22 protein-coding genes are annotated in these 26,436 nt (G+C 47.6%); 6 read left to right on the top strand and 16 right to left on the bottom strand.

Features of this window, described 5'->3' with window-relative positions:
• Positions 1-24: 24 nt before the first annotated feature.
• On the bottom strand, positions 25-288 hold the full coding sequence (locus FHS17_RS10980) for a phage holin family protein (protein WP_167278449.1): 264 nt from the start codon (positions 286-288) through the stop codon (positions 25-27).
• 236 nt (positions 289-524) lie between these two features.
• On the opposite strand from FHS17_RS10980, the gene FHS17_RS10975 reads away from it, so the two are divergent.
• Entirely contained in the window at positions 525-1,055 is a 531-nt protein-coding gene (locus FHS17_RS10975; RefSeq protein ID WP_167278448.1) for a hypothetical protein, read from the top strand.
• Positions 1,056-1,103: 48 nt separating this feature from the next.
• Here FHS17_RS10975 and FHS17_RS10970 read toward each other — a convergent pair whose 3' ends face one another.
• Positions 1,104-1,907 carry a serine/threonine protein kinase gene (locus FHS17_RS10970; protein WP_167278447.1) on the bottom strand — a complete coding sequence of 268 codons (804 nt, stop codon included), beginning with the start codon at positions 1,905-1,907 and terminating at the stop codon, positions 1,104-1,106.
• A gap of 278 nt (positions 1,908-2,185) precedes the next feature.
• Here FHS17_RS10970 and FHS17_RS10965 point away from each other — a divergent pair, with 278 nt between their 5' ends.
• Positions 2,186-2,386 carry a hypothetical protein gene (locus FHS17_RS10965; protein ID WP_167278446.1) on the top strand — a complete coding sequence of 67 codons (201 nt, stop codon included), beginning with the start codon at positions 2,186-2,188 and terminating at the stop codon, positions 2,384-2,386.
• Positions 2,387-2,494: 108 nt separating this feature from the next.
• Positions 2,495-2,713, top strand: coding sequence for a hypothetical protein (locus tag FHS17_RS10960; protein ID WP_167278445.1), 219 nt, complete (start codon positions 2,495-2,497; stop codon positions 2,711-2,713).
• 100 nt (positions 2,714-2,813) lie between these two features.
• On the opposite strand, the gene FHS17_RS10955 is transcribed toward FHS17_RS10960, so the two are convergent.
• The 6 genes from FHS17_RS10955 to FHS17_RS10930 form a co-directional block, all read right to left on the bottom strand.
• A complete protein-coding gene (locus tag FHS17_RS10955; RefSeq protein WP_167278444.1) occupies positions 2,814-4,100 on the bottom strand; it encodes an EAL domain-containing protein in 1,287 nt (428 codons plus the stop codon).
• A gap of 167 nt (positions 4,101-4,267) precedes the next feature.
• Positions 4,268-4,993: a response regulator gene (locus FHS17_RS10950; protein WP_167278443.1), complete on the bottom strand. Its 726-nt coding sequence runs from the start codon at positions 4,991-4,993 to the stop codon at positions 4,268-4,270.
• 104 nt (positions 4,994-5,097) lie between these two features.
• The gene (locus FHS17_RS10945; protein WP_167278442.1) at positions 5,098-8,931 is read right to left on the bottom strand and encodes a response regulator; all 3,834 of its coding nucleotides are present in this window, start codon (positions 8,929-8,931) and stop codon (positions 5,098-5,100) included.
• A gap of 1,231 nt (positions 8,932-10,162) precedes the next feature.
• Positions 10,163-11,152: an L-glyceraldehyde 3-phosphate reductase gene (gene mgrA / locus FHS17_RS10940; RefSeq protein ID WP_167278441.1), complete on the bottom strand. Its 990-nt coding sequence runs from the start codon at positions 11,150-11,152 to the stop codon at positions 10,163-10,165.
• 118 nt (positions 11,153-11,270) lie between these two features.
• Positions 11,271-12,692: an HD-GYP domain-containing protein gene (locus FHS17_RS10935; protein ID WP_167278440.1), complete on the bottom strand. Its 1,422-nt coding sequence runs from the start codon at positions 12,690-12,692 to the stop codon at positions 11,271-11,273.
• A 24-nt stretch (positions 12,693-12,716) separates the two neighbouring features.
• The gene (locus FHS17_RS10930; protein ID WP_167278439.1) at positions 12,717-14,768 is read right to left on the bottom strand and encodes a bifunctional diguanylate cyclase/phosphodiesterase; all 2,052 of its coding nucleotides are present in this window, start codon (positions 14,766-14,768) and stop codon (positions 12,717-12,719) included.
• A 202-nt stretch (positions 14,769-14,970) separates the two neighbouring features.
• Between FHS17_RS10930 and FHS17_RS10925 the strand changes: the two genes are divergently transcribed.
• Both FHS17_RS10925 and FHS17_RS10920 read left to right on the top strand, forming a co-directional pair.
• On the top strand, positions 14,971-16,134 hold the full coding sequence (locus tag FHS17_RS10925; RefSeq protein ID WP_167278438.1) for a peptidylprolyl isomerase: 1,164 nt from the start codon (positions 14,971-14,973) through the stop codon (positions 16,132-16,134).
• A gap of 84 nt (positions 16,135-16,218) precedes the next feature.
• Entirely contained in the window at positions 16,219-17,088 is an 870-nt protein-coding gene (locus FHS17_RS10920) for an aldose epimerase family protein (RefSeq protein WP_167278437.1), read from the top strand.
• Positions 17,089-17,240: 152 nt separating this feature from the next.
• Here the strand turns inward: FHS17_RS10920 and FHS17_RS10915 are convergent, their stop codons facing one another.
• The 6 genes from FHS17_RS10915 to FHS17_RS10890 form a co-directional block, all read right to left on the bottom strand.
• Positions 17,241-18,062: a Cof-type HAD-IIB family hydrolase gene (locus FHS17_RS10915; protein WP_167278436.1), complete on the bottom strand. Its 822-nt coding sequence runs from the start codon at positions 18,060-18,062 to the stop codon at positions 17,241-17,243.
• Positions 18,063-18,176: 114 nt separating this feature from the next.
• Complete coding sequence (locus FHS17_RS10910; RefSeq protein WP_167278435.1) at positions 18,177-19,553, bottom strand: ABC transporter substrate-binding protein; 1,377 nt, start codon at positions 19,551-19,553, stop codon at positions 18,177-18,179.
• 75 nt (positions 19,554-19,628) lie between these two features.
• Positions 19,629-20,447: a carbohydrate ABC transporter permease gene (locus FHS17_RS10905; RefSeq protein WP_167278434.1), complete on the bottom strand. Its 819-nt coding sequence runs from the start codon at positions 20,445-20,447 to the stop codon at positions 19,629-19,631.
• Positions 20,444-21,331, bottom strand: a complete 888-nt coding sequence (locus tag FHS17_RS10900) for a carbohydrate ABC transporter permease (RefSeq protein WP_341805816.1) — start codon at positions 21,329-21,331, stop codon at positions 20,444-20,446. Before FHS17_RS10900 ends, FHS17_RS10905 begins: the two co-directional genes overlap by 4 nt.
• Positions 21,332-21,338: 7 nt before the next feature.
• Positions 21,339-22,325 carry a glycerophosphodiester phosphodiesterase family protein gene (locus FHS17_RS10895; RefSeq protein WP_167278433.1) on the bottom strand — a complete coding sequence of 329 codons (987 nt, stop codon included), beginning with the start codon at positions 22,323-22,325 and terminating at the stop codon, positions 21,339-21,341.
• Between the two features lie 38 nt (positions 22,326-22,363).
• Positions 22,364-23,071, bottom strand: coding sequence for a GntR family transcriptional regulator (locus FHS17_RS10890; RefSeq protein ID WP_167278432.1), 708 nt, complete (start codon positions 23,069-23,071; stop codon positions 22,364-22,366).
• 274 nt (positions 23,072-23,345) lie between these two features.
• Between FHS17_RS10890 and FHS17_RS10885 the strand changes: the two genes are divergently transcribed.
• Positions 23,346-24,047 (top strand): DUF7002 family protein, encoded by a 702-nt coding sequence (locus FHS17_RS10885; RefSeq protein ID WP_167278431.1) that lies wholly within the window; start codon positions 23,346-23,348, stop codon positions 24,045-24,047.
• Between the two features lie 67 nt (positions 24,048-24,114).
• On the opposite strand, the gene FHS17_RS10880 is transcribed toward FHS17_RS10885, so the two are convergent.
• On the bottom strand, positions 24,115-25,515 hold the full coding sequence (locus FHS17_RS10880; RefSeq protein ID WP_167278430.1) for a SulP family inorganic anion transporter: 1,401 nt from the start codon (positions 25,513-25,515) through the stop codon (positions 24,115-24,117).
• Positions 25,516-25,723: 208 nt separating this feature from the next.
• Complete coding sequence (gene deoC, locus FHS17_RS10875) at positions 25,724-26,413, bottom strand: deoxyribose-phosphate aldolase (RefSeq protein ID WP_167278429.1); 690 nt, start codon at positions 26,411-26,413, stop codon at positions 25,724-25,726.
• Positions 26,414-26,436 lie beyond the last annotated feature (23 nt).

Raw genomic sequence — 26,436 nt, 5'->3', positions numbered from 1 at the left:
TCAGACGGACAGCTGTACCTTTCTTTAGTTTCTTTTCGTAAACGTCTGCTTCACCAGCTGGCTTCCATACACAGAAACAGCTCCGCATAATACACCCTGCAGCACGCTCTCAACATGAAAACCTAAGATGAAGCAAGTGCTGATGATTGCAACCGCCGTAACCGCATACACAATGGTCCAGTCCGGTACAAATGGCGTCTGCTTCAGCATATAGCCAATCACCCAGCAGGCTGCCACAACAATCATCAATTTGGGGTCAATGAGATCGATGATATCCTCCCATGTCATACCGCCACTTCCTTCACTCCACACTATGTTCGTGTTATATCCTATGAATCTACGAATCATAATGATAGAGACAAGAGCCGTATTAGCGTAAGAAAAAAGCGCGGCATGGTTCATTATTTTACTTTGGGGTTGAATATACAAAGCACATACTATTTGTGGTAATATTTGGTCGTAGTGGATACTATTCTTTTACTTGCGCTCTATAAAACCAATAACCCTGAAGGCAGGTATTGTTAATGAATTCGGTAAAGCACATCGTTGAATTATTGGTTATTGGTATTGTCATATTGGCGGTTATAGCCTGTGTGAATTACTCGAAGGATACGTATTATCCCATTAATAATAAGGTTGTAGCGGCGGACACCAAGCTTAAGGCAAGTGATTTGACGTTAGAAGTACGTGATGCTATAGCGGATGCATATGCCACGCTGAATGATTTAATAGGTTGGGAAAGAAAGGTTGATTTTTATAATAGCGCTGACGTGGAGGAATTAAGACGTATAGTTACGAGCATTGACAATATAGCACAGTTACCCAGTGACACCGCCCTGCACACCGATTTGTATAACGTGCGTGACCTGTTATATATCGGTATAAGGCGTGAGGATGAACAAGCCCTACTATATGCGTTCCGTATTATCACTGATTTGGATACTGCGTTTAACGACCACTTTACGTTAAAAGTATGGGACTATTCACTTGCTGGCGCTGGTAACGGTAAGCATGTTGATAAAGTAGAAAGCTATATCCGTAGGTCTACAGATTAGTAACCATCTCCCCTCAGCTACATCATCAGAATTCGACATTTTGCAGCTTCATTCGTTATTTCCCGCGGAATAATCCGCTAATATATGCGCAAGCTCCTGCTCACATTCAACAGCAGTACGCCACTTACTCTCAAACAATCCTTTTACCCAGCTTTTCACCCTAGGCTGAAGTGACAGCTCTTCTTCCCAGCTTCGCTCCTCCTGGCCTTCTTCCGGCGAATAACCCGCATACATGAGAAACAAGAATATATGGCCAAGCCCATATAAATCACTAGTAGGGTCGGGCATACGCATACGATATTTAATTGGTCCCCAGCTGTCTGCAAACCCGCTTGGCTCCCCTTCTCGTCTACTTGGATCTTCCTCACCTGTTCGGCAGGCTAAGCCAAGATCGATCAGGTGTACCTTATCATTTTTTAACAGCACATTAGGGATTCGTACATCGCGGTGTACATAACCCGCTTCATGGAGATGCTGTAAGGGACGCAGCAAACCAAGAATAAGAAGCATTGCTTCTTGCTCGGTATACGTTCTTCCCAGTAATAGAATGGCCTGCTCCATGTCCTCGCCTTCAACATAAGCCATCACTAGCGCCTGCTCCCGTCGATGGACAGCCCAGTCCAGCCAAGCCGGTATTTGTGGATGATTGAGCTGCTGAAGAATTTCACTTTCCCGCTTTAGCAATCTCCGCCCAATCTCTCGCTTACTTGGTTTTGCCCGCTTCAGAAGCACGGCAGTACCATTCTTAAGGTCGGTACAGCGGTAGGTCTGTCCATAGCTTCCCATACCTAGAAACTGCTCAATACGGTATTGCCCAGCCCATACCACGCCTGGCCTCAGCGGATAGTCCATCCAATTATTCTTCCATCGCTTCCACCAGATAGGAATCCCTCCTTGCCTTCACATACGGGAGCAGATCCCCTTTGGTTCCTCATTCCAAACGCGGAATAGACGAAGATGAACGAAACCTGCTTTTTACAAATGCGTATTAACTTATAAGTCTCAAGTGTTTCAAATGAGCGAAACAGACTTAATTAAAGGTTAAAGGTACACGCTTACGAAGTACGAATCATCACAGATGGCCTGAACGCGGCCACTAGTATGATAATTCATTTTAGGAGGTCATTAACGTGATTAGACACTTGTTACAAAAACTCCTCGGTTCCGTTACCGGCAAACATTATAATAAACATGGTCATCAAGGAAACTATGGACATGGACACTACGGCCGCAGCAGCAGTGACTATAAAAAAGGCAACTATTATCCACCTCAGCAAGGACATGGCCACGGCCACTACAAGAAAAAATACGGCAGCTACAGCAGCAGCTAATTGTTAAGAAACTGTTAGTAAACTAAACAATAACCTTATGACCATTTTATAAGCGGCTAAAACGTTTCTAGTAAACTGGAAAAAAAGACGAGTGGAGGTGTGAATGGTATGATGAAAATCATTACATTCAAAGACCGTTCGGTTCCCGTTTATTACGTTAACGAACAGGCAGCTTCCGTTGAACAACTTCATCATAAATTGTATGAGATGGAATTGAACTTCGATTTCCGTAAGAAATGGAAACGTATTTCGAAGGTAGAGGTTGTCCGCGATGTTGCGATATTCCAATATAATGACGGAACCAAGCTGTATCTGGAAGTAAGCTAACCCAAACTAAACCTATACCCTGACCCTGCAAATACGAAAGCCCTGAATATTCGCCTAAGGCGAGATATTCAGGGCTTTTAGATTTAATCCTCTTAAAGGTTTATGCCGTTTGTGGTGATTTGCGAATGATCGACATGTCCAGCAGATCCGGCTTGCTTGGAGAACCAAGCAGGAAGCCTTGTACAAAATCGCATTCCCACTCACGCAGCAGCTCGTACTGCTCTTCGTATTCAACGCCGCCTGCAATCACTTCGATCTCCAGCTTATGCAGGAGCCCAATCATGGCCTCGACGATATGACGCTCTACACTAGGTACATCAATCTGCTTAATGAAGGATTTGCTGATCTTCACGCTGTTAATCGGCAGCTGCTTCAAGTTAACCAGAGAAGCGTACCCTTCCCCGAAATTGTCCAACGTAATCCGTACACCTAATGCTCGCAGCTGGCTAAGCACGGATAATGTTTTGTCTGTGAAGTGAAGAATGACGTCCTCCTTCACTTCCAGCTCAAGCGAGGAGGGCTCGATCCCAACTTCACTGAGCACATGGGACAACATTTTGCAGAATGCCCCATCCATTAGCTGAACATGAGACACATTAACCGAAATAACCAGTTCCTTTTGGCGGTACTCCTGCATCCCAGCAAGCATCCGGCATGCCTCCTGCAGCACCCATTCTCCAATCGGTACAATAAGTCCGTTCTGCTCTGCAATCGGGATAAATTCTGCCGGCCAAATCGTACCCAGCTCAGGATGATTCCATCTGATCAGCGCCTCAAAGCCGCGAAGCCGTCCGCTGTCTGTGCGAAAGATTGGTTGGAAGCTCAAATGGAACTGGCGTAAATATAGGGCTGGACGAAGGGCTGCACCAATCTCCAGCCAGCGGTTCATCTGCTTGGTCTCTTCTTCGCTGTAAAAGGTAATCCGATTGCCGCCCTGCTCCCGCGATTTGAAAAGTGCTGTCTCGGCATGACCAAGCAGTCTTTCACTTGTCCGCCCATTTTGCGGAAACAGGCATGTTCCAATACTTGCCGTAAGGTTGAGCTCGGTACCTTCATACTCAATCGGGTACTGCGCTGCATATTTCATCGCTTCTACCGCACCTGCACATTCCGCCTGCGAATAGCCGATCTCTCTAGCCATTAGAAAAGTATCGCCGCTGATTAAAGAGACGAATGCTACATCCGATCCCGCCTGCATTAATCTTCCGCCGATACTCTCCAGTACTTGATTGCCTGCTTCTAAGCCTTTAGCCTCATTCACACCATAGAAACGATCGATCTGAATCAACGCCACTACAAGCCGCTGGCCTGACGCCCGCGCGCGACTCAAAGCCACCTCCAGCTGAGCATAAGCCTCCTGCCGTTCAGGTAAACTGGCCAAATGCACGATTGCTACACCATCCTTTTATCATAACTGTTAATCCTATAGTCCCATATAAGTATTAGAAAAATAGTGGATTGTTCTTTAGAAGTATGTTAGGTATTTGCATGCGGTCGCCGGATAGACACAAAAAAGATCACCTTGCAGCGGAGGTGATCTTCCAGTCGCTTACATTAATCATGATCCTGACCAGAATCCATGTTATCGGCTGTATACTTGTAGCCAAAGCCCCATACCGTACGAATTAAACGGGGCTCTCTTGGATTTTGTTCTATTTTTTTACGAAGGTTTACGATGTGAACGTCAATCGCTCTATCCGTCACAAAAGAATCAAACCCTCGGATCGTATTTATTAATTCTTCTCTGCTGAACACCTTACCCGGGTGGGACAAGAAGAGCTTCATCATCTCAAATTCTGAGAAGGTCGTCTCAATCAGCTTGCCTCTTACAAGGAGCATCCTGCGCTCGGCATCGAGTTGTATCGGTGCAAAGTCGGCTTCCACCACTTCTTCAGCGCTCGCAATTTCAGCGTTACTAAAGTGGGAACGCCTGATCAAAGCCTCTACTCTTGCCGTCATTTCGTGCATGCTGAACGGCTTGCACATATAGTCATCTGCTCCCGCTTTCAGAGCTTGAACGCGTTCGGATACTTCACTCTTCATCGATAAAATCATAATAGGCACATGCGATCGTTCACGAATAGAAGCGCAAACCTCCATACCATCCAGATCGGGAAGCATCAAATCAAGCAGAACGATATCAGGAACAAACTCCTGAACGATCCGCAAACCCTCTTCAGCAGTCCCTGCTTGCCTAACCGAATATCCTTCTTCCGACAAGTACATCGACAGCATATCCCTCATCATGACGTCATCTTCAATTACTAAAACTTTATTCACCGGCGCCACCCCCTTAGGGAAAGAAGATTCCTGTCAAAAAATATAAATCTATCTCTACTATACAATACGGATAGAAAGGTTAACAATAAAATGTTAGCAAAATGTTAGGAGAAACTGTCGAATTGTGAAATCGCTTTATTCTGTAGCCCAGCTATTACAGTCCCTAGTTCCTGCTTCAGCTGTTCTGCAGCTGTCCGCCAATCCTCTTGCTCATCCTCCCGCTTCAAAATCTCATTTAGCAACGCTGCTGCCTGTACCACATCATTAGCTGACAAATGGCTCGCTGCTCCCATAAGGGTATGAATCATTCGTTTAGCCGCCACATACTGACCATTCTCCAGTTCATGAATAAGCTTATCTGCAAAATCCGCGTAATCCTTCTCGAAATGGTCGAGCATATGCCGCAGAATGGATATTTTGCCGCTTACTCTAGCAAGTGCCGTCTCGATCTGAATACCTGGCAGAATCGGCAGCGGATTGCCTTCCTTACGCCATGATGTATCCTGCAAAACAGGAAACTTCTTCTTAGTTAACAGATTCGTGATAGCCAGATACAGCTGCTCGGAATCAAGAGGTTTGGTTACTACGCCATTCATACCAAGCTGCAGATAATGCTCATGATCCGCTCGAAGGGAGTTGGCTGTTACTGCAATGATAGGCAGCTGATCGTATTTGGAATCCGCTCGAATAAGCTTCGTAGCCTCCATGCCATCCATCTCCGGCATATGAATATCCATCAGCAGCAGCTGCCAGTTCTCTTGCTCCAGCTTCTCCAGCACTTCCCGGCCGTTCTCAGCAAGCCCAATCTCGAAGCCCCGCTCCTTCAGCATCTCAATCGCAACCAACTGATTAATATGATTATCCTCTGCCAGCAGAATTCGCACTTTGTCATTCGAGTCTGCCGCTGCTGCCGTCTCAAGCGCACCGATGTCCCAATCATTAAACTTAGCCTGCCTCTGATCGAGCGTGCCGCTTAAAGCGTGGAATAACGCGTGTCTTGTCACCGGCTTCGTTAAAATGGCGTAAGGCCGGCCTGAGTCCGGCATTTGCATAAGCTCATCCCTGCCGAACGAGGTCGTGAGGGCAATCGTCTTCACCCCGGCCGCCGAAGCTTGCTTGTGGAACTCCAGCCAGGTCTCGGCACCGTACATATCTGGCATCTCCATGTCCAGCATAATCAGCTTCGGCATGGTTCCAGCACCCATCCGGCGAAGCTTCTCCCTTGCGCTTCCCCAAGAGGAGAAAGGGACTGGTGTTAAACCAAAGGACTCCGTTAGCTCACTCCAATGGAGACGCATCTCGTCGCTGTCCTCTACGATCCAGATTGGCTGATCCACCAGCTCCTTGCTGATCTGCAATTCCTCTTCTACAGCTGAAGGCAAGACAGGGAACGTTAAGGCAAAGCTGAACCGGCTTCCAATCCCCGGCTCGCTGTCTACTTGCAGCCTGCCGCCCATCATTTTTACCAAGGCGTTGGCGATTACTAGACCTAATCCGGTACCTCCATATTTACGGGTCGTAGATCCATCTGCTTGTGTGAACGGGACAAACAGTTTGTCGATCTGCTTCCTGGTCATGCCGATGCCCGTATCCTCGACCGTGAATTGAAGCTTCAAACCATCTGGTCCCTGCTCTACCATGTTCATGATTAGCTTCACATATCCACGCTCAGTGAACTTAATAGCATTCATACACAAGTTAAGCAGAATTTGCTCTAAGCGCATCTGGTCACCGAGGAGAGACGACGGCAATTTTTCCGGCACTTCAAAAATAAATTCAAACTGCTCTTTTCCACCCATAAAGATGCAGAGCTGATCCGTCAGACGGCTAAGCAGCTCCTGTGGATGGAAGGCAATCCGTTCTACCTCAACTTTACCCGCTTCAATTTTCGAGAAATCAAGCAGATCGTTAATGATGCGAAGAAGGGATTCGGATGAGATGCCAAGCTTGTCCATATAGTCCTTCTGCGAAGCAGACAGCCCTGTGCGGCGCATAAGCTGCGATAGGCCAATAATGCCGTTAAGCGGCGTACGTATCTCGTGGCTGACCATGGCGAGGAAGCTGCTTTTTGCCGCATTCGCTTGTTCGGCTTCCTTTGTTGCACGAATCAGCTCTTCTTGAATGTGCTTCTGCTCAGTAATATCACGGGCAATACAAGAGAAGTAGAATTCGCCGGTATTCTCATGCGCATGCGCAACGATAACCAGGGATACGTTGATCTTCTCCCCTGTCTGCGTCAGAAGCTCGGCCTCCCCTTCCCAGAAGCCTGACTTCACGGCAATTCGGGAGCCTTTTATTAAATACACATACATAGAAGACTCTACGTAACTCTTGTAATCTTTGGGCTTGTAGTTTAGCGGAAGGCCAAGCATCCGTTTACCGGCTTTATTAATGTAGATCACACTTCCGTTATGATCGATGGAAGCGATCAAATCCTTGGCCGATCCGATGATATCGAGCAGAAGATTGCGGGACTTTTCCACTCTAACCTCTTCCGTAATATTGTAAGCCATGCCTAGAATCCCGGTCAGACGGCCCTGCTGATCCCTCAATCCGTTAGAGAAGTGGCGAACCGGAATTTTGGTTCCATCCTTATGGACAAAGGTCCATTGCCGCTCATAAGAGAACTTAACATGACGGAGCATCTTGAACACTTCCAGCCCCGGCTCTACATGAACACCCAGCTTTTCAGACAACAGCTCCGCCTCGCGGCGAATTTCATCTGGATCCATGAACAGTAGCGGTGTCGCATGGCCCATCAGTTCCTCCGTCTTGTAACCGATCAGCTTCTCAGCAGCCTGATTCAAGTAAGTAACACGATAATTCTCATCGAGCAAAATAAAAGAGTATTCGTTCTGCGTAATAATCGCTTCAAGCCGGCCAAACATATCCTTCAGATGCTCCATCATGCCGTTGACCGATTCAGCCAGCTTGCCAACCTCGTCACCCGGCTCCTGTGACAGATGCTCTGCCTCGAACTGGCCGTCGGCTGCTTTCTTCGTGACGATAAGAATCTCTTTTAACCGGTTAATAATCGTGTTGAAATATAATGAGAAAAGAATGACAATAACGATCTCAGATAACGCAATCGTTGCGAACGTCCACCATAATACTTTCGACAAGCCCTTATTCAAGTTTGCCTTCGGAATCTCCAGCGCGGCATGCCATGGAGCGGCACTATCCACATCCATATAAAACAAAACATGTTTCTCTTTCCCGCGCATGACCTCCGTTTTGCCGGAAGGCTGGAGCAGCTTATCCAGCTTGAGACCAGACTCTCCGTTAAGAAGTCCTGCGCTTAACTTAACGCCTGCCGCTGTGGAATAAGAGTGGAACAGCACAACTCCCCGCTCGTTGTAAAGCCAGAATTCAGATGAAGGATCTTTATCTACAAAAAAATAAGGCGACATCGTAGACATTGGCATCGAGGCATACACCACGCCACTAACCTTGTTTTCCAGATCATAGACCGGAATAACAATCAGGGATTGTTTCAATTCATCAAAGGACGGCAGGAACAAGTCCGTAATCGTTGAAGTGCCTTTGAGCGCTCCCTGGAAAAAGGCTTGTCCGCTCATATCGACCGGCTCGCCATTTGTACGAATGCCCCATCCGTCCTTATCTATGTAACCTATCGCATGATAGGTATAATCGGAGCGGAACAGCTCCTGTCTAAAATATTTCAGCTTATCCGAATCACTGCCGAAGCGAACCACATCCGTCCGGCTCATCACAACAACCTCAGCACGCCGGATCTGCAGCCAGGATGCCAAGTAATTGGCACTAACACTCAGACGGCTGGCCGTTCTCTCAGAGGCGGTGTGGATCATTTCTTTCTTAATAGATATGTAATTAATCACTCCCGCGATGCCGAGGGGAATGAAGGTGATTAAGACGATGATCAGCAGGCCCTTGGTCCGCAGTGATAAGTTGTTCACACGAGTGATCCCTCCTAGTAAATCTACATGTATTATATCGTCAGGAGGGGGCGATATCGATAGACGATTTGCGGGTGCTTATTAGGATCGGTTGGCTCATTGCGGGAATGTATCTCCTTCCGGCTGCTGTTGTGTACACTTTGCTTGAACAGTATTCAATGGTGGCAAAGTGTACACAAAGGCAGGCGCTCCGCTCCTCCAGGAGATACATTCGCCTCCAATCGTCCTCGATTCTTTGGGGAACATAAATAAGCCGCCTCCGTTCCTTGGCGGCTTACAGCCAAAACCTTCAAAACCTTTGAAGGCTATGAGTCTGCCTTGAATTGACAACACCCAAATCTACGCAAAACCAAGCCAACCTTATCAAAACATTATCTACTCAACGACGGTACTGACAACTATTAGCTCCAGCAACCGTTATCTCTTACCTGCCACGTTGCAATAAATCCACCATCACAGCAATCTACTTAACTAACACACCAACTATGAGTCTGCCTCACCAATTAGTGAGGCATTTCGCCGTTAAAGTAGCTAATTACTTCTCTTTTAGGCCAACAGTGAGTCTAGGCTCACTCTTAGTGAGGGTCAACGTGAATAGAGTGAGGCTTGGCTCACTAATCTTATAACTAGCTAGTTTTGGAGAAGTATTAGTGTGGTTTAACTCACTAATTAATGAGGTAGCCTCATTAATGGTTATTGGGAGCGCAACCGAACACACGAATAATGCAGCCGGACTCTCCTACTATGAACCAGTGTTACTCTTAGTGAGCCAACTTCACTAATTAGTGAGGCATTTCGCCGTGAAAGTAGCTGATTACTTCGCTATTAGGCCAACAGTGAGGCTAGACTCACTCTTAGTGAGGGACAACGTGAATAGAATGAGGTTTGGCTCACTAATCTTAAAACTAGCTAGTTATGGAGAGGTATTAGTGTGGTTTACTTCACTAATTAATGAGGTTGCCTCATTAATGGTAATGGGGGGCCAACTTGGAGAGGTACGCTGTACAAAGTGCAACGGCAATCCCGAAATAAAAAAGGCTGCCAAGTATATGGCAGCCTCACTACTGTTTTATAAAAATATCGATGAGAGGTAAGAGGAGATGTATCTCCTGTAAGAGCGGAGCGCTTGCCTTTGTCTGCACATAGATACCATTAAAGTATCAATCAAACTATGTGCAGACAACAGCAACTGGAAGGAGATACATCCCTCAAAGCCGCTCATCGATATTCCCTACGCCAGGATTGTTTCGATAGCCTGCAGCTCGTCCTCGGAGAAATCGAGACGGTTGAGAGCCGCAACGTTGTCGTCGATTTGCTCGACGCGGCTTGCGCCGATCAGGGCGGTGGTTACACGGCCGCCGCGAAGTACCCATGCGAGAGCCATTTGAGCGAGGGATTGGCCGCGGCCTTGAGCGATTTCGTTCAATGCGCGGATTTTGCCCAGCTTCTCATCTGTAATGGCATTTGTGTTCAGGAAGACGCTAGGTCCGCCTGCACGGGAATCTGCAGGAATACCGTCCAAGTAACGGTTCGTCAGCAAGCCGCCAGCCAGTGGAGAGAAGACGATAGAGCCGATACCTTCTTGATCCAGTACATCTTGCAGGCCATTCTCGATCCAGCGGTTAAACATCGAGTACGATGGCTGGTGAATCAGACAAGGTGTACCAAGCTCCTTCAAGATTGCAGAAGCTTGAGCTGTCTGCTCTGCACTATAGTTGGACAGACCAACATAAAGGGCTTTGCCCGAACGCACGATATGGTCAAGCGCGGACATTGTTTCTTCAAGTGGTGTTTCTGGGTCTGGACGATGGTGGTAGAAAATATCTACATATTCAAGGTCCATCCGTTTCAAGCTTTGGTCAAGGCTGGAGACCAGATATTTGCGGGAGCCCCAGTCGCCGTAAGGACCTTCCCACATGTAGTAACCCGCTTTAGTCGAAATAATCATTTCATCGCGGTACGCAGCCATGTCCTGCTTCAGTACTCTCCCGAAAGTCTCCTCTGCGGAGCCAGCCGGTGGACCATAGTTGTTCGCCAAATCGAAATGAGTAATACCAAGGTCAAAAGCACGGTGGATCATTGCACGTCCGTTCTCCAGACGGTCAATCCCGCCAAAGTTGTGCCATAAGCCAAGCGATACAGCCGGCAGCCGAAGACCGCTTTTACCAACGCGGAAATATTTCATACCTTCATAACGAGATTTGTCTGCTAAGTATGTCATTTGTGTAATTCCTTCCTTTCTATGCAGAAGAATTTCTATGTAATAACCCCTCTATCATACACCCGTCAACTATGGAAATAAACCCGGGCTATGCGGCCTATGCCTTCCCTCACTCCGATCAACTGGCCGAAGCCTTAAAAGCCCAGCCCTTCTCACCCGCAATGCGCACCAGTGCATCCACACATAACGGGTCAAAATGTTTCCCCCGCTCCTTGCAGATAATCCCCATTGCTTCCTCATGCGACAAGGCAGCACGATAGGAACGGGATGAGGTTAATGCGTCATAAACATCGGCTACGGCCGTTACTCTGGCCAGCAGCGGAATATTTTCTCCACTCAGCGCATCAGGGTAACCACTTCCATCCCAACGTTCATGATGAGACCGGATGACGGTCAGCTCCTCCTGCATAAAGCCCAGCCGGCGGCAAAGGTTAAACCCAGTAACCGGATGTTTTTCGATGACCTGACGCTCTTCCGGAGTCAGCTTGCCTGGCTTGTTCAGGATATGATCAGGGATGCTGATCTTTCCGATGTCATGCACAACACCACCCTGCGCAATAGCACGCAGCTGGTCACTGCTTAGCCCAAGCTCTTCCCCCAGCTGAATGGCATATAGCGCCACACGGTAATTGTGTCCTGCCGTATAAGCATCACGTGATTCCGTCGTGCGGATCAGCTCGTGTACCGCAGGTGACATATAGCCATGAATCCATTCCTTCGGGTTGTTCTGGAAAAGTTGCTTAAGTGAATTCGTATAGGAGCCAGCACTTTGGTACTGCCGGTAAATCCCAACGATCATCGAGACAATAGAGGCAAGCAGCAATAAGTGATAGATCCACCAGCTCATCATCCAAAGCTTACCTGTTATATTAATAATCTGTGCTGCAATCATCCAGCCGGAGCTGTATACGATTGCAAGCTGCAGCGGAAACCGCGTAGACATATAGGTCTCCAAATAACGATACATCGTCCATAGATTTAATCCTGTAATTAGTAAGGAAACGGACCATCTCGCAACCGGCTCTTCTTTTAACTGAAGCCATGGCAGCTGGTCGGAGAACAACCAAAGAGCAATACAGATAGCGCCAAGCGATAAGGTCCAGATCGGCAGCAGCCAGCGCTGATGCGCAGAGAGCCAGCTAATTATCCGGCGGTCAGACGACATGGACGACATCCAAAGCCACAATACAGCCAGTAAAATACTCAACTGAGCCGCATTACTTGGCACCGCTGACGAATGAGACATAGGCATCCCATCCATCGGAGTGGATAACCCATGGACAATAAATAAGGCCGCTAACGATACAAAAGATAACGATAAAAAGCTGATTTTCAAATTACGAAGCCGTATAGCTGCAACCCCGATTGCAACTGCAAGAGCAAATGCCGCACCAGAAACTGTACTGACAACATAAAAGTGAAAGTTTGGCGAATTAAGCTGATAATCCCATGAAGAATAGGCATTAAGCATACAAAAAATGATGAGTGGGACCGCCATCGATAGAATGAGATAAGTATAAGTTCTCGTCTGACTCTGCAAATTCCGCGCCCTCCTTGGCTTACGTTATCCGAACATGCTCTGCGACGTTTGAGGATGACTTACGAACATCGACTGCTGTAACCAAAGATCCAGATCAGCACGCGCCATTGGCTTGCTGAAGTAAAACCCCTGCATCATACTGCATCCAGCGGATTGCAGGAAAGCAATTTGCTGCTCATTCTCTACCCCTTCGGCGATCACGTCCAGATTAAGCTGTTTGGCCAGCATAATAATCGTGTGGACAATGGCGCGTTTGGAAGGCGACTCACTTTGCTGCATGTATAACTTGTCTATTTTTAACGTTTGGAACGGGATAAGATCAAGCGAGCCTAAGGAGGAATAACCTGCACCAAAGTCATCCATAGAGATAAGCACACCTCTCTCCCGGAGCGGCTTCAATTGTTCAACCACATCCTCCACGTTATGCATCACGATCGTCTCTGTTATTTCGAGCTCCAGCAGCTTCCCTTCAAGACTGGAATGGAGCAGGGCCGAAACGACCATGTCCTCGAGATTTTTGCTGTCAAAAACACTAACAGACATATTAACCGATACACTTAGGGGCACTTCTCTGCCTTCGTTCCATTCAAAGCAGTCCCGGCAGGCTTGTCCAAGCACCCAGCGGGTGATCGGCACGATTAGTCCAGTCTCCTCAGCGATCGGGATAAACTCATCAGGAGAAACACGGCCAAAGCCAGGATGATTCCATCGCAGCAGAGCTTCCACCCCGATCGGACGGTTGGATGACGCGTCCCATTTCGGCTGATAATGGACGACAAATTGATCCTTCGCCAGCGCCATTCTCAGATCCTTCTCCAATTCCATACGACGCAGAAGCTCCCGCTCCATTTGCTTATCGTAGAGGCAGTATTGATTTTTGCCCCGGTGTTTGGCCTGATACATCGCCGTATCCGCTGCAATCAATAGCGACGAACGGTCCTGGCCATGCTCTGGCGACATACTAATCCCGATGCTTCCAGTTATGTAAAGCTCATTGCCTTCAAGCAGATAAGGCTTTCGTATATCTTCCAAAATATTCGTTGCAAGCTGTTCCACTTCAGATAATTCCATTCCTTTGGTCATGAGCAGGAATTCATCCCCGCCAAGACGGAAGGTTTGTGCCCCTTCATTCTCATGAGACCGCAGCCTTGCCGCAACGGCTTGAACAAGTAAATCGCCGACATCATGACCAAGCGTATCATTAATGATCTTGAACTGATCCAGATCGAGGAACAATAAACCGTAAGACCGGGCATTGTCCAGCCTGTTGTCAAAATAGCGGTTCATCGCATGGCGGTTAGCGAGGCCAGTAAGCGGATCACTGTAAGCCATTCGTTCCAGCACCGTACGGTCGAGATAGATCGCAATCCAGGTAACGAGCATAATAAGCAAGGTAACCAAGGTTACACTTATTAGAAGAAAGAGATTAATGGGGATGTCTCCCGTGATCGCATTTGCTGCTATTTCACCACACCAGAACGATGCAGCTCCCATGCCTGTGTAATGCATACCACATACGGCAAGGCCCATTAACGCGGCAGCTGCCCATTTGGACCATACCGCTTTGCTGCCATCCCGGAAATTAACAAAGAAGTAAAGCGCAGCACAAGACGTAATCACAGCAATCACTGCGGATAATATCCACATATATGGGTTATATTGTATAGACATTGTTGGATAATGCATCGAAGCCATACCTGTATAATGCATAGCAACGATTCCGGCGCCCATAACAAAGCCTCCGCAGAGGAGTTTAAGGCGGTTAATTTCTTTTGCCAGCGTTAAATAAAAGGCGACATAGGAAGCACCTATGCTTGCCATGATCGATAAAAGCGTAATAGGAACGTCGTATGTAATCGGGATACCGATATGAAAGGCCATCATTCCTATGAAATGCATGGTCCATACGCCGCTGCCCATAACAAAGGCTCCAGCGAGCGTCCAGCCCAGCTGTACCTTCCCCTTGGAGTGGGATATTTTATACACTAGATTCAAGGCAGAGTACGAAACGAATAAAGCGATGATGAAAGAGAGAAGTATAACCCAGCCGTTATATTCTCCGTGTAATGTGACCAAACGTCCCCCACCTCTCGTCACTAGTTCTTTAGTCACACCTCTGTGACTAAAGTCTAATATTGTATACATATACCATTATACGAAAAGCAGCCGAATGCAACATATTTTTATTTTGAATTAAGGTTTTTCCCGAATTGTTTTGTTATAGTAGGTGAAGATTGTAAAAATAGTTCGTTTTTGTCGAAGGGAGTTTTATTGAAAAATGGAAAACAAAGACTCGCAGCACAAAAGAGAAGATGAAGAACGGGACACGGCTGCTGAGAAAGAAGTACAGTACGCTTATGAGAATGACAACAATGATGAAATCGTAGAAGCAGCAGAGGACAATGAGGTTGAAGCGGAAGAGAAAGAGCAAGCTCCTACTTCCCAAACTCCTGCCTCGGCAGCAGGCGGCCGCAGCGGCGGTAAAGCTTGGATCGCGGTTTCGGCGATTTTGGCCATCGTGCTTATTATCGTATTAATTAAACCACCTTTCGGAGGCGGCACAGAAGCAGTTGCTACCGTTAACGGTGTTAAAATTTCGAAGGACAAGCTGTATGATTCCTTAGTGAAGCAAGGCGGCACATCTACACTCGATAACATGATCACGCAAGAACTGATCGACCAAGCAGCAAAAGATGCAAACGTAACGGTTACTGAAGCAGATATCGATAAAGAAATCGCGAACCTGAAAAAATCGTTTGGTTCCGAAGATGAGTTCCAACAAACACTGGCACAATACGGTATGACTGAAGACAGCTTGCGTGAAGATGCAGGTACTCAAGTGACAATCCGTAAAATTCTTGAGCCGCAAGTGAAAGTAACAGATGACGAGATCAAAACGTACTTCGATCAAAATAAAGCGTCCATGGCTACACCTGCACAAATCCGTGCTTCGCATATCCTCGTAGCTACGAAGGAAGAAGCTGAAGCTATTCTGAAGGATCTGAAAGGCGGCGCTGATTTCGCAACGCTGGCTAAAGAGAAATCGACGGATACAGGTACGAAAGACAAAGGCGGCGACCTCGACTTCTTCCCTAAAGGCACAATGGAAGCTGCATTCGAAGATGCGGCATTTGCCCTTAAAGTTGGCGAGCTGAGCGGCGTTGTACAAACAAGCTACGGCTACCACATCATCAAGAAAACCGATGAGAAAGCAGCTGTAACACCTACGCTTGAAGACAAGAAAGAAGATATCAAATACCAACTGGTTACACAAAAAGTAAGCGAGCTGTCCTCGACTTGGCTGGCTGACCTGAAAGCAAAAGCAAAAATCACGAACAAGCTGGATCCAGCTGCAGCAGCTGATGCATCTGCTTCCCCAGAAGCAAGCGCTGATGCAGGAACAAACGCTGAAGCTAGCCCTGCTGCTGACGCAACGAAGTAAGACGAAAGGCTGTCCTTCACGGGACAGCCTTTTCTTTATTTTGTGGTATGATGGAATCAGAAAATAACTATTTAGGAGGGCCTTATGAGCCAGTTTCAAGTCAACAGTTATACAGATACATATAAGATTTATGAGCTAATCGAGGAGAGCACTTCTTCCCGTATTCGTGTATGTCCGGAACGCGGCGGTATTGTTATCGGCTGTCAGCTTAATGGACTCGAAGTCTTTTACCTGGATAAAGCAACATTCGATCATCCGACGGCTAATATCCGCGGCGGCAATCCGATCCTGTTCCCGATCTGCGGGCAGCTCGATAATCGTACGTATATTTGGGACGGCAAGTCGTATGACATGGCCAACCACGGCGTAGCACGTACTTCCGTATGGGAAGTAGCCGGAACAAATACAGAAGGCGAAGCGTCCATCACGATTGTACTTAAAAGCAGTGAAGCGACAAAAGACAGCTATCCGTTTGATTTTGAATTAACCTTCACTTATGCGTTGGTGAACGGTGAGCTTCATATCCGCCAGCAATACCACAACCTGACCGATGTTGCATCGATGCCGTTCTATGCGGGCTTCCATCCTTACTTCTTGACGGATTCGAAGCGTCTTGCTTATGAGACGGATGCGACTCGCTACCTGGATTATAACGATATGGTCGAAAAACCATTCACCGGCGAGCTTGATTTGGACGGTATGGTGGAGTCAGTGACACTGCTTGATCCCGTGAAACGTGAGATCACGTTCCCGGTTATCGAAGGCGCTCGTGTTCGTATGACGTATGATGATGTTTTCAAATACGTTGTCCTCTGGTCCGTACAGGACAAGCCATTTGTCTGCGTCGAGCCATGGATGGCAATGACCGGCGAATTGAACCGCCAAGAAGAGCTCTACATGCTCGAATCCGGCGGAACACTTAACGCGAATCTGACGATTAGCTGCGAACGATAAAATGTTGCATTGAAGAAGCCCTTCCTGCGGGAGAGCGCTGAAAAACGATGACAGAATCTGTTAAAGAGGCCGGTGAGTGTTTATCAGTCTCTAATACCAAAAGTCGTAGTTCTATTGCCTAAGCAACAGAACTACGACTTTTTTCTGGCCATTTAGAGAAACCGATCAAGCACCTCGATCATCGCATCTTCATCATTGCTTCGCGCGGTCACCCAATCCGCGGCCTTCTTCAATGACGGATGGGCGTTATTCACTGCAACTCCGTTGGGAAGCAAAGTGATCATCTCTATATCATTCAGATTGTCCCCGACTCCAGTGAGATTGGCGATATCCAGCCCCAGGCTGTTGATCAACTCCTTGCACGCGGTACCTTTATTGATGTTGGAAGGAAGAATTTCAAGAAGTTCCGGTTCGGACGAAACGGAGTGGCATGCGGCTTCGGCCGGCTGCACGAATGCTGCAAAGCATTGCTCCTGAAAGGAGATGACCGACTCGGGACTGCCTAAGAACATGATTTTCGTGGACTCTTGGGAATGCACCATGATATCCATTAGAGACTTCTCCGTGATCGTAACTTTGTCTTTCTGCATATAACGCTCTACGGTGTTTGTTATAGCAGGGGTATAGATCTGCTCCTGGCAAAAAACCAACACGTCCAGCCCCATCCGTTGGCCGAATAGCTCGTATCTATTCACGGCATACCGAAAAGAGGACGGAGACAAAGCATGTTCCTTCATATATCTTTCTTGAACCGGATCATATAATTTAGCGCCATTGTACAAAATGACAGGCACTTTGATTTCAAGCTCATTAATAAATGGCAATGCGCTTGTTAACGATCTGCCCGTTGACAAGGTAAAGGTGCCGCCGTTTGCCTGAAACAGCCGTATGCGCTGCTTAACGGCTTGCGTAATTTGTTGCCGTGAATTCAACAGTGTACCATCGAGATCAGAGATAATCCATTTGCCTTGCAAAGCAGTTTCCGCCTTTCTCTCGAAACATAAGATGTCCATTAAGGACAAAGACAGGCCGAATAGAGTGTTCGTCCTGTCTTTGTTTATTGAAGTAACGTTTATTGCGAAAGCAAGTTATTTATTTGTGTCATTATATTTCTGAATGGCTTCCGTACTGCTTTTCGCTGCTTTGTCCAACGCTTCTTGAGGCGATGCGCCGTTGATTGCTTCTTCCACAGCAGTCGAATAGAAGTTTCTCATCTCCTGGAATACGCCGAGTGAAGCACCTTGGGAAGCATAGTTGGATTTCGATTGGTGAAGCTGCTCTACAGCCGCATTAAATTGCGGATATTTGACGAGATTATCTTTGACGATCTGCTCATCGTATGCTGCTGTTGTGGTCGGGAAGTATCCGGTGCTCACGTGCCATAAAGCTTGTACTTTAGCGCTGGACAAGTACTTGATGAACTCCCATGCCGCATCTTGTTCTTCTTGGGACTTGTCGTTCATAATCCAGTTGCTCCCTCCGCCGATTGCCACGCCGCCTTCCTTAGAGGAGCCTGCGGGAATTGGGAAGAAGCCTGTTCCGACTTCGAATTTGCCTTTTGCACCTTCAACCATTCCCCGAAGAGCTCCTGTCGAACCGGTCAGCATAGCGACTTTGCCGGCAGTAAAGGCTTTCTGAGCATCGGCGGAGACTCTGCCGAAGAATTGCGCATTCTTGTTATCGATCATGTCTTTCCAGAAGGACAGCGTCTTGACGCCCGCTTCGCTGTTCATGAGGGATTCCGTTGCAGCCTCTCCGGAACGTCCGTTATCGTTGTTGACGTACAATTCTCCTTGCTTGGCGAACGATTGCTCCATATCCCAAGGCTCAATATAGAAAGCGTAGCCGGTAACGCCGTCTTTGGTAAGTGCTTTAGCTGCTGCTTCTACTTCTTCAAACGTTGCCGGCGGTTTTTCCGGATCCAGGCCTGCCGCTTTGAACAAGTCCTTGTTGTAGTAGAAGATGTCGTTTGAAGTGTTAAACGGCATCGAATAGAGCTGGTTATTGACCGTGTAGTAATTCAGAATATTCGGTTCAAGCTCGGAGATATCGTATTTATCGCGATCGATAAGCGTTTGAACCGGCGTAATGGCCTGGGAATCAATCATGAATCGAGTGTTAACGTCGTTCATCTGAACCAACGCGGGGCCGCTTTTCGAACCCATCGTTGCTTTCACTTTATTCAGCAATTCGTCGTAGGCGCCTTGGAAAGTTGCTTTGACAACAACGTGAGACTGGGAGGCATTAAAATCTTTTACGATTTGATCCAGAACCTTACCGTTTGTTCCGCTCATGGCATGCCACCAGTTTATAGTGACGGGAGCTTCGTTTGATGTATCCGCAGCATTCGAGGAAGCTGCCGAATTGGGGGTGTTTGCAGAGTTTGACGTGCCGCAGCCCTGGATGACAAGAACGTTTGCAAGTGCCAATACAGGGAGTGCCATTTTCCAGTTGATTGCTTTCATTGATAAGCCAACTCCTTAGTTTGTTTAAATAGAATCCGAAGGTTCTCGGTCATTATTAAGATAGACACTGGCTGCTCAGCCTTTAAGCGCACCCATCGTAAGATTGCCGACGAGCTGCTTTAATCCGAGAACGAGCAGCAGCAGCGGTGGCAGCATCATGAGCGCCAATCCGGCCAACACGAGATTCCATGACGTGAAGTCTTCGAACTGCAGCATCGTAACGCCGATCTGTACAGTCCGCATGGACTCCTCGTTCGTAATTAACAACGGCCACAGATACATGTTCCACGCTCCGATAAAGCTGTACACCGCAAGCGTCACAGAGGCAGAACGCGTTAACGGCAGCGCAATTCGCAAGAAGATTCCGAAGTGTCCCATTCCGTCCATTTTCGCTGCTTCGAATATATCTTTCGGCAGTTGCATGAAAAATTGTCTAAACAGGAACGTGCCGAAGCCGGTGGCAAGGAACGGAAGAATCAGGCCCCAATACGAATCCGTCCATCCCCAGCTGCGAATCGTCAAGAAATTAGGAATCATCGTGACTTCCCATGGGATCATGATCGTAGCTAGAAACAGGGCGAAGAAGAAACTTTTGAGCGGAAACCGGATAAAAGCGAAAGCGTAGGCGGCAAAGCTTGCCGTTATCAAATGGCCTACCGTAATCGCTATGGCGACGACAAAGCTGTTTAACAAAAACTGGGCGACGGGAACGACCGCAAACACCGATTTGTAATTGTCCAAATTAAAGCCGGAAGGGAAAATATGCGGTGGATAGGAATCGATCTCGGCCGACGTCATCATCGCCGAAGCGAAGGCGTAAAAGATCGGATAAATAATCGCCGCGGAAGCCAGAATTAGAATAATCAATACCGCTGTTCGCTGTATTTTACTCATGAATAATGCACTTTCCTTTCCGAGAGACGGAACTGGATAATCGTAAACAGCAGAATGATCAAGAACAAAATAATCGCTTGAGCGCTGCCGGTTCCAAATCGATAGTTGACGAAGGCTTCCTGGTACAAGTCATACACAACAACATTTGTTGAATTTACCGGTCCCCCCTCTGTCAAAATGTTGATCTGAGAGAAGCTCTGAAGGGCGCTAATAACGGAAATGACGCTGATGAAGAAGAGCACGGGAGACAATAAAGGCAGCGTAATTCTCCGAACAATGGAGAACGATCCGGCGCCATCGATTTTCGCACTCTCGTACAAATCTTCCGGAATGCCTTTTATCCCGCTGAGAAGAAGCAGATACGTAAATCCGATGCTGATCCACACCGTCATCATGGAAACGGATAACAGGGCATAAGCGGGATTAGTCAGCCAGCCGACAGGCGATATTCCGAACAAACTTAGGAAATAGTTGAACATGCCGGCTGTAGGGTGAAACAGCAGTTTCCAAATGACGGAAGCATTACCTATTGGCACTGCAATGGTACTGGCAAAGATAAGCTGAAAAATAAGGTTTATTTTATTTTTCTTGTATGTCAATAACGCAAGGCATACGGCAATGAAGATGCATGCCGGTATCGTCAAGAGCGCAAAAAAGAATGTCGTCTTGAGGCTTTGGTAAAAATGATCGGAGGTCAGGATGTCGATGAAATTATCAAATCCGACAAACTCCACGATCTGTCCCCGGGGGTTCATGCTATGAAGGCTTAAATAGAACGACTTCAGAAACGGGTAGAACAAGAAGACGCTGAATCCTGCCAGGGACGGCAGCAAAAACCCGTATCCGAAAGCCGCCTCCTTGAATTTACGTAATCTGCTGGTCACGAAGCGTTCACTTCCTTGTTTTGAGATATCGGTTCAGATCTTCCGGATAATCCGTCAAAATCATATTGGCTCCGCGATTCAATAGCCATTCCCAGCCAAGCGCCGGATTCGATAGAGAAACATCGTCCGTGTGCCCTGCGCAATCCCAAGCAAACATGGTGTTGACCCAAATTCGGAATGGGTATGACTTCAGTCGGGAAAGTACTTCCGAGTCCATGATCTTGCTATGGCTGAACAGGAAATTGACTTCGATAGCTTTCGGTTTAATTCGAGTGGCGATTTGTTCTAGTTGATCGAGCATATGCAAATTGGCCTTTGGAACTTTACGAAGGAATTCCGCCCGCTTGGCACTGTCGCTCAAAAATGCTTGGATTTCATCCATTCCCGTGGCGTTGTCGAACAGCTTCCGGAATTCAGCTTCATTCTCGGCGGGAATCTGATAATCTTGAATTTTTTGAATAAATTCAGGACGCTCGGCCTTGCCGTTCAGGAATTCCTCGACCTCGTCAATGCTTGCATCGCTCTTGAACAATCCTTGTCTTACTGTTCCGGTTTCAACAAGAACCCGATAGACATTCTCGCGAATGTTCCAGCATTTATCCAGGTTGACCATTATACGGTCTTTGGCCAAAAGCATGGCCTCCTGCAGAGTGGGAACAAGCTCGTCGGTAACGGAGGCGCCTGGGCCGCCTCTTCCCTGTTTCAGGCGAAGCGAACGAATTTCTTGAAACGTGAGCTCAGAGATTTTCCCGGAACCGTTGGTCATCCGATCAACCGTATCGTCGTGCATGAGCACTAACGCTCCGTCCTTCGTTTTCCAAATGTCTAGCTCTACGATATCCATGCCAAGATCGATAGCCGATTGAATGGATCGGAGCGAATTCTCGGAGGCGCGTCTCCAATTTCCCCGATGCGCGGCGAACATCACACTTCCATTCGCATTGGAATAATCGGAATAAATGGTGTCGAAATGATTGTGCGAATGTGAATTCATATCCATCATCCTCCATCTATGAATTGTCATATTTTCCGTTAGGTTCTCCGGATGTAAAACCGGATCAAATCGTTCCGCATGAAATCGTAGGAAATGTAAATCGGCTTCGCTTTGTCGTCGTAATGCACTTGAATCGTTTTTAGCAAAGGCGGGTCGCTTTGCTTCAACCGGTAAGGGAGTACGTCGTCTTCGCGCACTGCTTGAATCTCCATAAGTGATTCGATAATGTGAACTCCGCATTTCTGCTTGAGATGCTTGGACAGGGAACCTGGTTCGTAAAGTTCCGCAAAATCTTTTCCAACAATGCTCTGGGGCAGAATGTTCCTCGAATAGACAATCGATTCTCCGTTTGCGGTCCGAATTCTTTCGAGGATGAACATGGAATCCTGCTTGTTAATGTTCAACAGGTTCATTTCCTCTTCATTCGGTTTTCTTTTGAAAATCTGAACCTCGATATCGCCCTCGGACAGATTGGCATTGCGGATCAGATCCGTAATGCTGGAAAATTTGTTTAACGTGCTGGCCATATGAAGGCCATTTCGCCGCAAGTAATAACCAGAGCTTTTTACGTTATAAATCTTGCCTTGCTCTATAAGATGCTTGAGCGCTTTGCGGATCGTCTCACGGCTGACCTCAAAGCGGGTTGCTAATGATTTTTCAGTAGGCAGCTTGTTGCTTTCGGCGAACAGATTCTGATCGATTTCATCGGAGATCACTTTGCTGATCTCTACATATTTGTTCAACATATCTGAGACCTCCTCCCCGATAAGCATTTCTCTTACCATCTGATGACTTAAGTTTATAAGGGAATTGTTTGGGGTTTATTAAACGAATAATAAATAGTGTTAAATAAACGAGGGAATAACAGGGGATTGTCTAGTCTAATTTATCGATAATTAAGCCAAATTGGATAACCTTCCCTGTATTTCAGGCGAAATCCGCTCCTATCAAGAGGTATGATTAGTACACTTATAAAATATTGTCTAGATCATCCTGAAGCGAAGGAGGCAGATTCCGAAGGTGATTCCCTTGACGACTATTGATTCCAATATAGCCTTAATCACGAAATCCGCAGGCCGAAAGTTGGCCTTTCACTTTACGCGGGCGAGCAACTTGCAGGCGATCGCTCACTTTGACTCTTTATGGTCCAGCCAGCATTTGCTGCCGGATTCGATGGGCGAACGCCGAACTTCCGCTGAAGAAGTAAGGCATGAAGGAGCATCCATTACGGTCAATTCGCATCTTCGCATTCCTGCGTCTATGATGGAGGCGAATTGTACCGTTGAAGAGTTCAGAGCCTTTATTGACCGACATGTCTTCTTCTGGCCAACAAGGCGGGAATGTCTCAAGATGCTGACCACCTACATGAAGCGAGAGCCTTCCGAGCGATTTGCCGTACTAGAGCTGGATGCGAGCGAGCTGCTCCGGGTGCATGAAAAGGCCGTCCGCTTCTCCAAGTATGATTCCGGCAGCTCTCCCCGCTTCCCGAAAAACTGCACCTATAAGAAAAGCCCTAGCATGTTTGTTTCTCTTGCTGAGTTTGGCCGCAGAACCGATCATGCTGTACCCGTTAAGCCTTCTGAGATCAAGGAGATCCTCATTGAAGAACAAGCACGCTCCATTACGCGGCTGTTGAAGTCGGTATATGTGAAGAATTCGGATGACGTACCTTCGGAATGGCTGAAGCATTACAAACCGCTGGATAACCTTCTGGAAGATTGATCTACCCCTGCCCATACAAAAAAGGCTGCCCCAAGGGGCAGCCTTTCAGCTTTCTTCACTAACCTTATTACACGCCAGCAACGGTAACTTGTTTACCGTTCTTTTGCAAACGTTCGACTGTCTTGCGGACAGCGAGGTTGGCGGTATGATCCCATACTTTCGTGCCCGTCAGGTCGATGTGGACCTGTTCGGCGTCGCAGTCATGCTCGATTCTCTCCTCCAGCTCGGAGGCGGATGCGAAGAACAGCTGCCCTTGAACACGGTACGTTCTCGTTGAGCCTTCCCACTCGCTGTGTACATGCACTTTGGAGGCTTTGACCGCGAACCAGATAATGCTCACAAGTACACCTGCCAGTACACCAATCGCGAGGTCATGCGTCAACAGTACGGCACCAACCGTCACGACCATCACTCCCGTCTCGCCCATCGGCAAACGGTTCATGCGGAATACGGAGTTCCAATCGAAGATTGCGATACATACCATTAGCATGATCCCAACCAGCGCAGCCATCGGCACCAGCGACAGCAAATCGCCAAGCAGCACAACGAGCAGCAGTAGGAATAGTGCAGCAACAAGGGTGGACAAACGATTTTTCCCGCCCATTTTCACATTAAGAACCGATTCCGCAACAAGCGCACAACCCGCCATTCCGCCGAAAAATCCAGCTACGATATTGGCGATCCCCTGCCCTCTCATCTCGCGGTTCTTATCCGTCCTCTCTCCAGTCATCTCATCGAGCAGGTTATGTGTCAGCATCGTCTCGGTATAACCAACAACAGCAAGCGACAAGGAGTAAGGGAGAATAATCCAGAGTGTATCCCAGCTAAACGGGATATCCGGCAGCAAAAAGGATGGCAGCGATGCATCAATCTCGGCAATATCGCCGATCCGTGTCACATCCCCCATACCAAATGCCCAAACCGCCAGCGTCAGGACAACTACTGCAATAAGCGGTGATGGAATGGCCTTGAAGAACCGCGGTACCAGATAGATGATACCAAGAGTGACGGCTACAAGCGCGTACATCACCCAAGACTCGCCTTTGAAATAACGAAGCTGCGATAAGAAAATCATAATCGCGAGCGCATTAATGAAGCCGGTCAGTACACCAGAGGGTACAAATCGCATCAGCTTACCAAGCTTGAAGACGCCCATGAAATATTGGATCACACCCGTCAGCACTGTTGCTGCGAATAAGTACTCGATCCCGTGCTCCTTCACCAGCGTCAGCATCAGTACAGCCATCGAACCCGCTGCTGCCGAGATCATCCCCGGTCTGCCGCCTAAGAACGTAATAACTAACAGAATACAAATCGAAGCATAAATGCCTACGACCGGCGGAACTCCAGCCATAAACGAGAATGCAAGCGAGTCCGGTACAAGGGCCAGCGTTGCTGTAATACCAGCCAGTACGTTCACACTTACGTTACTCGTCCACTGCTCCCGCCAAGAAGTTTTAATGCTCATGTTTCACCTCAAATAATCTATGATAACGTCCGATCAGGCTCTCCCGATCCGGCACCTCATCTTCACCCTAAATCATTGCAATAAAAAAACCAGCTTCACCGAGCCGGCCGTTCAACTAACTTTCTTAAGTGTACCCTGCCTCTCCGCAAAGGGTCAATCCCAAATGAAGGGACAGCCGCAATCGGCTGCCCCTCCTAGATCTAACTTATTAGTACCCTTCGCCAGTCCCGCCAGTTACAATCGCAACACTTGAGCTCGCACCAATACGAGTCGCGCCTGCTTCGATCATTTTGAGCGCTGTTTCCAGATCACGAACGCCGCCGGAAGCTTTTACACCCATGTCGGGACCAACCGTACGACGCATCAAAGCGATATCTTCTGCTGTTGCGCCGCCTTTACCAAAGCCCGTCGAAGTCTTCACGAAGTCTGCTCCTGCTTCTTTACAAATCTCACAAGCGCGAACTTTCTCTTCATCCGTCAGCAGGCCTGTCTCCAGGATAACCTTCATAACTGCTTTCCCTTTGCACGCCTCAACTACGCCTTCAACATCACGCTTTACGGCTTCAAAGTCACCCGACTTGATCAGGCCAACGTTGATGACCATATCTACTTCAGTCGCTCCGTTCGCAATCGCGTCCTTCGCTTCCGCTGCTTTCGTGAATGTTGTCGTTGCGCCAAGCGGGAAGCCTGCTACCGTCGTAATTCCAACGCCAGAGCCTGCAAGCTCCTTCGCCGCAAGAGCGACATAGCCCGGGTTCACACATACCGTTGCAAAATGGTACTGCTTTGCTTCCTCACACAGTTTGATAATCTCTTCTCTAGTGGCTTCCGCCTTTAATACAGTATGGTCAATGTAAGCAGCAATCTCGCCCGCCGACAAATTTTTATGATTACTCATATCCAATCCAGTCCTCCTAAATA

The sequence above is a fragment of the Paenibacillus lupini genome, from assembly GCF_011761355.1.
Classification (GTDB): Bacteria; Bacillota; Bacilli; order Paenibacillales; family Paenibacillaceae; genus Pristimantibacillus; species Pristimantibacillus lupini.
This window is presented reverse-complemented; position numbering and strand designations above follow the sequence as displayed.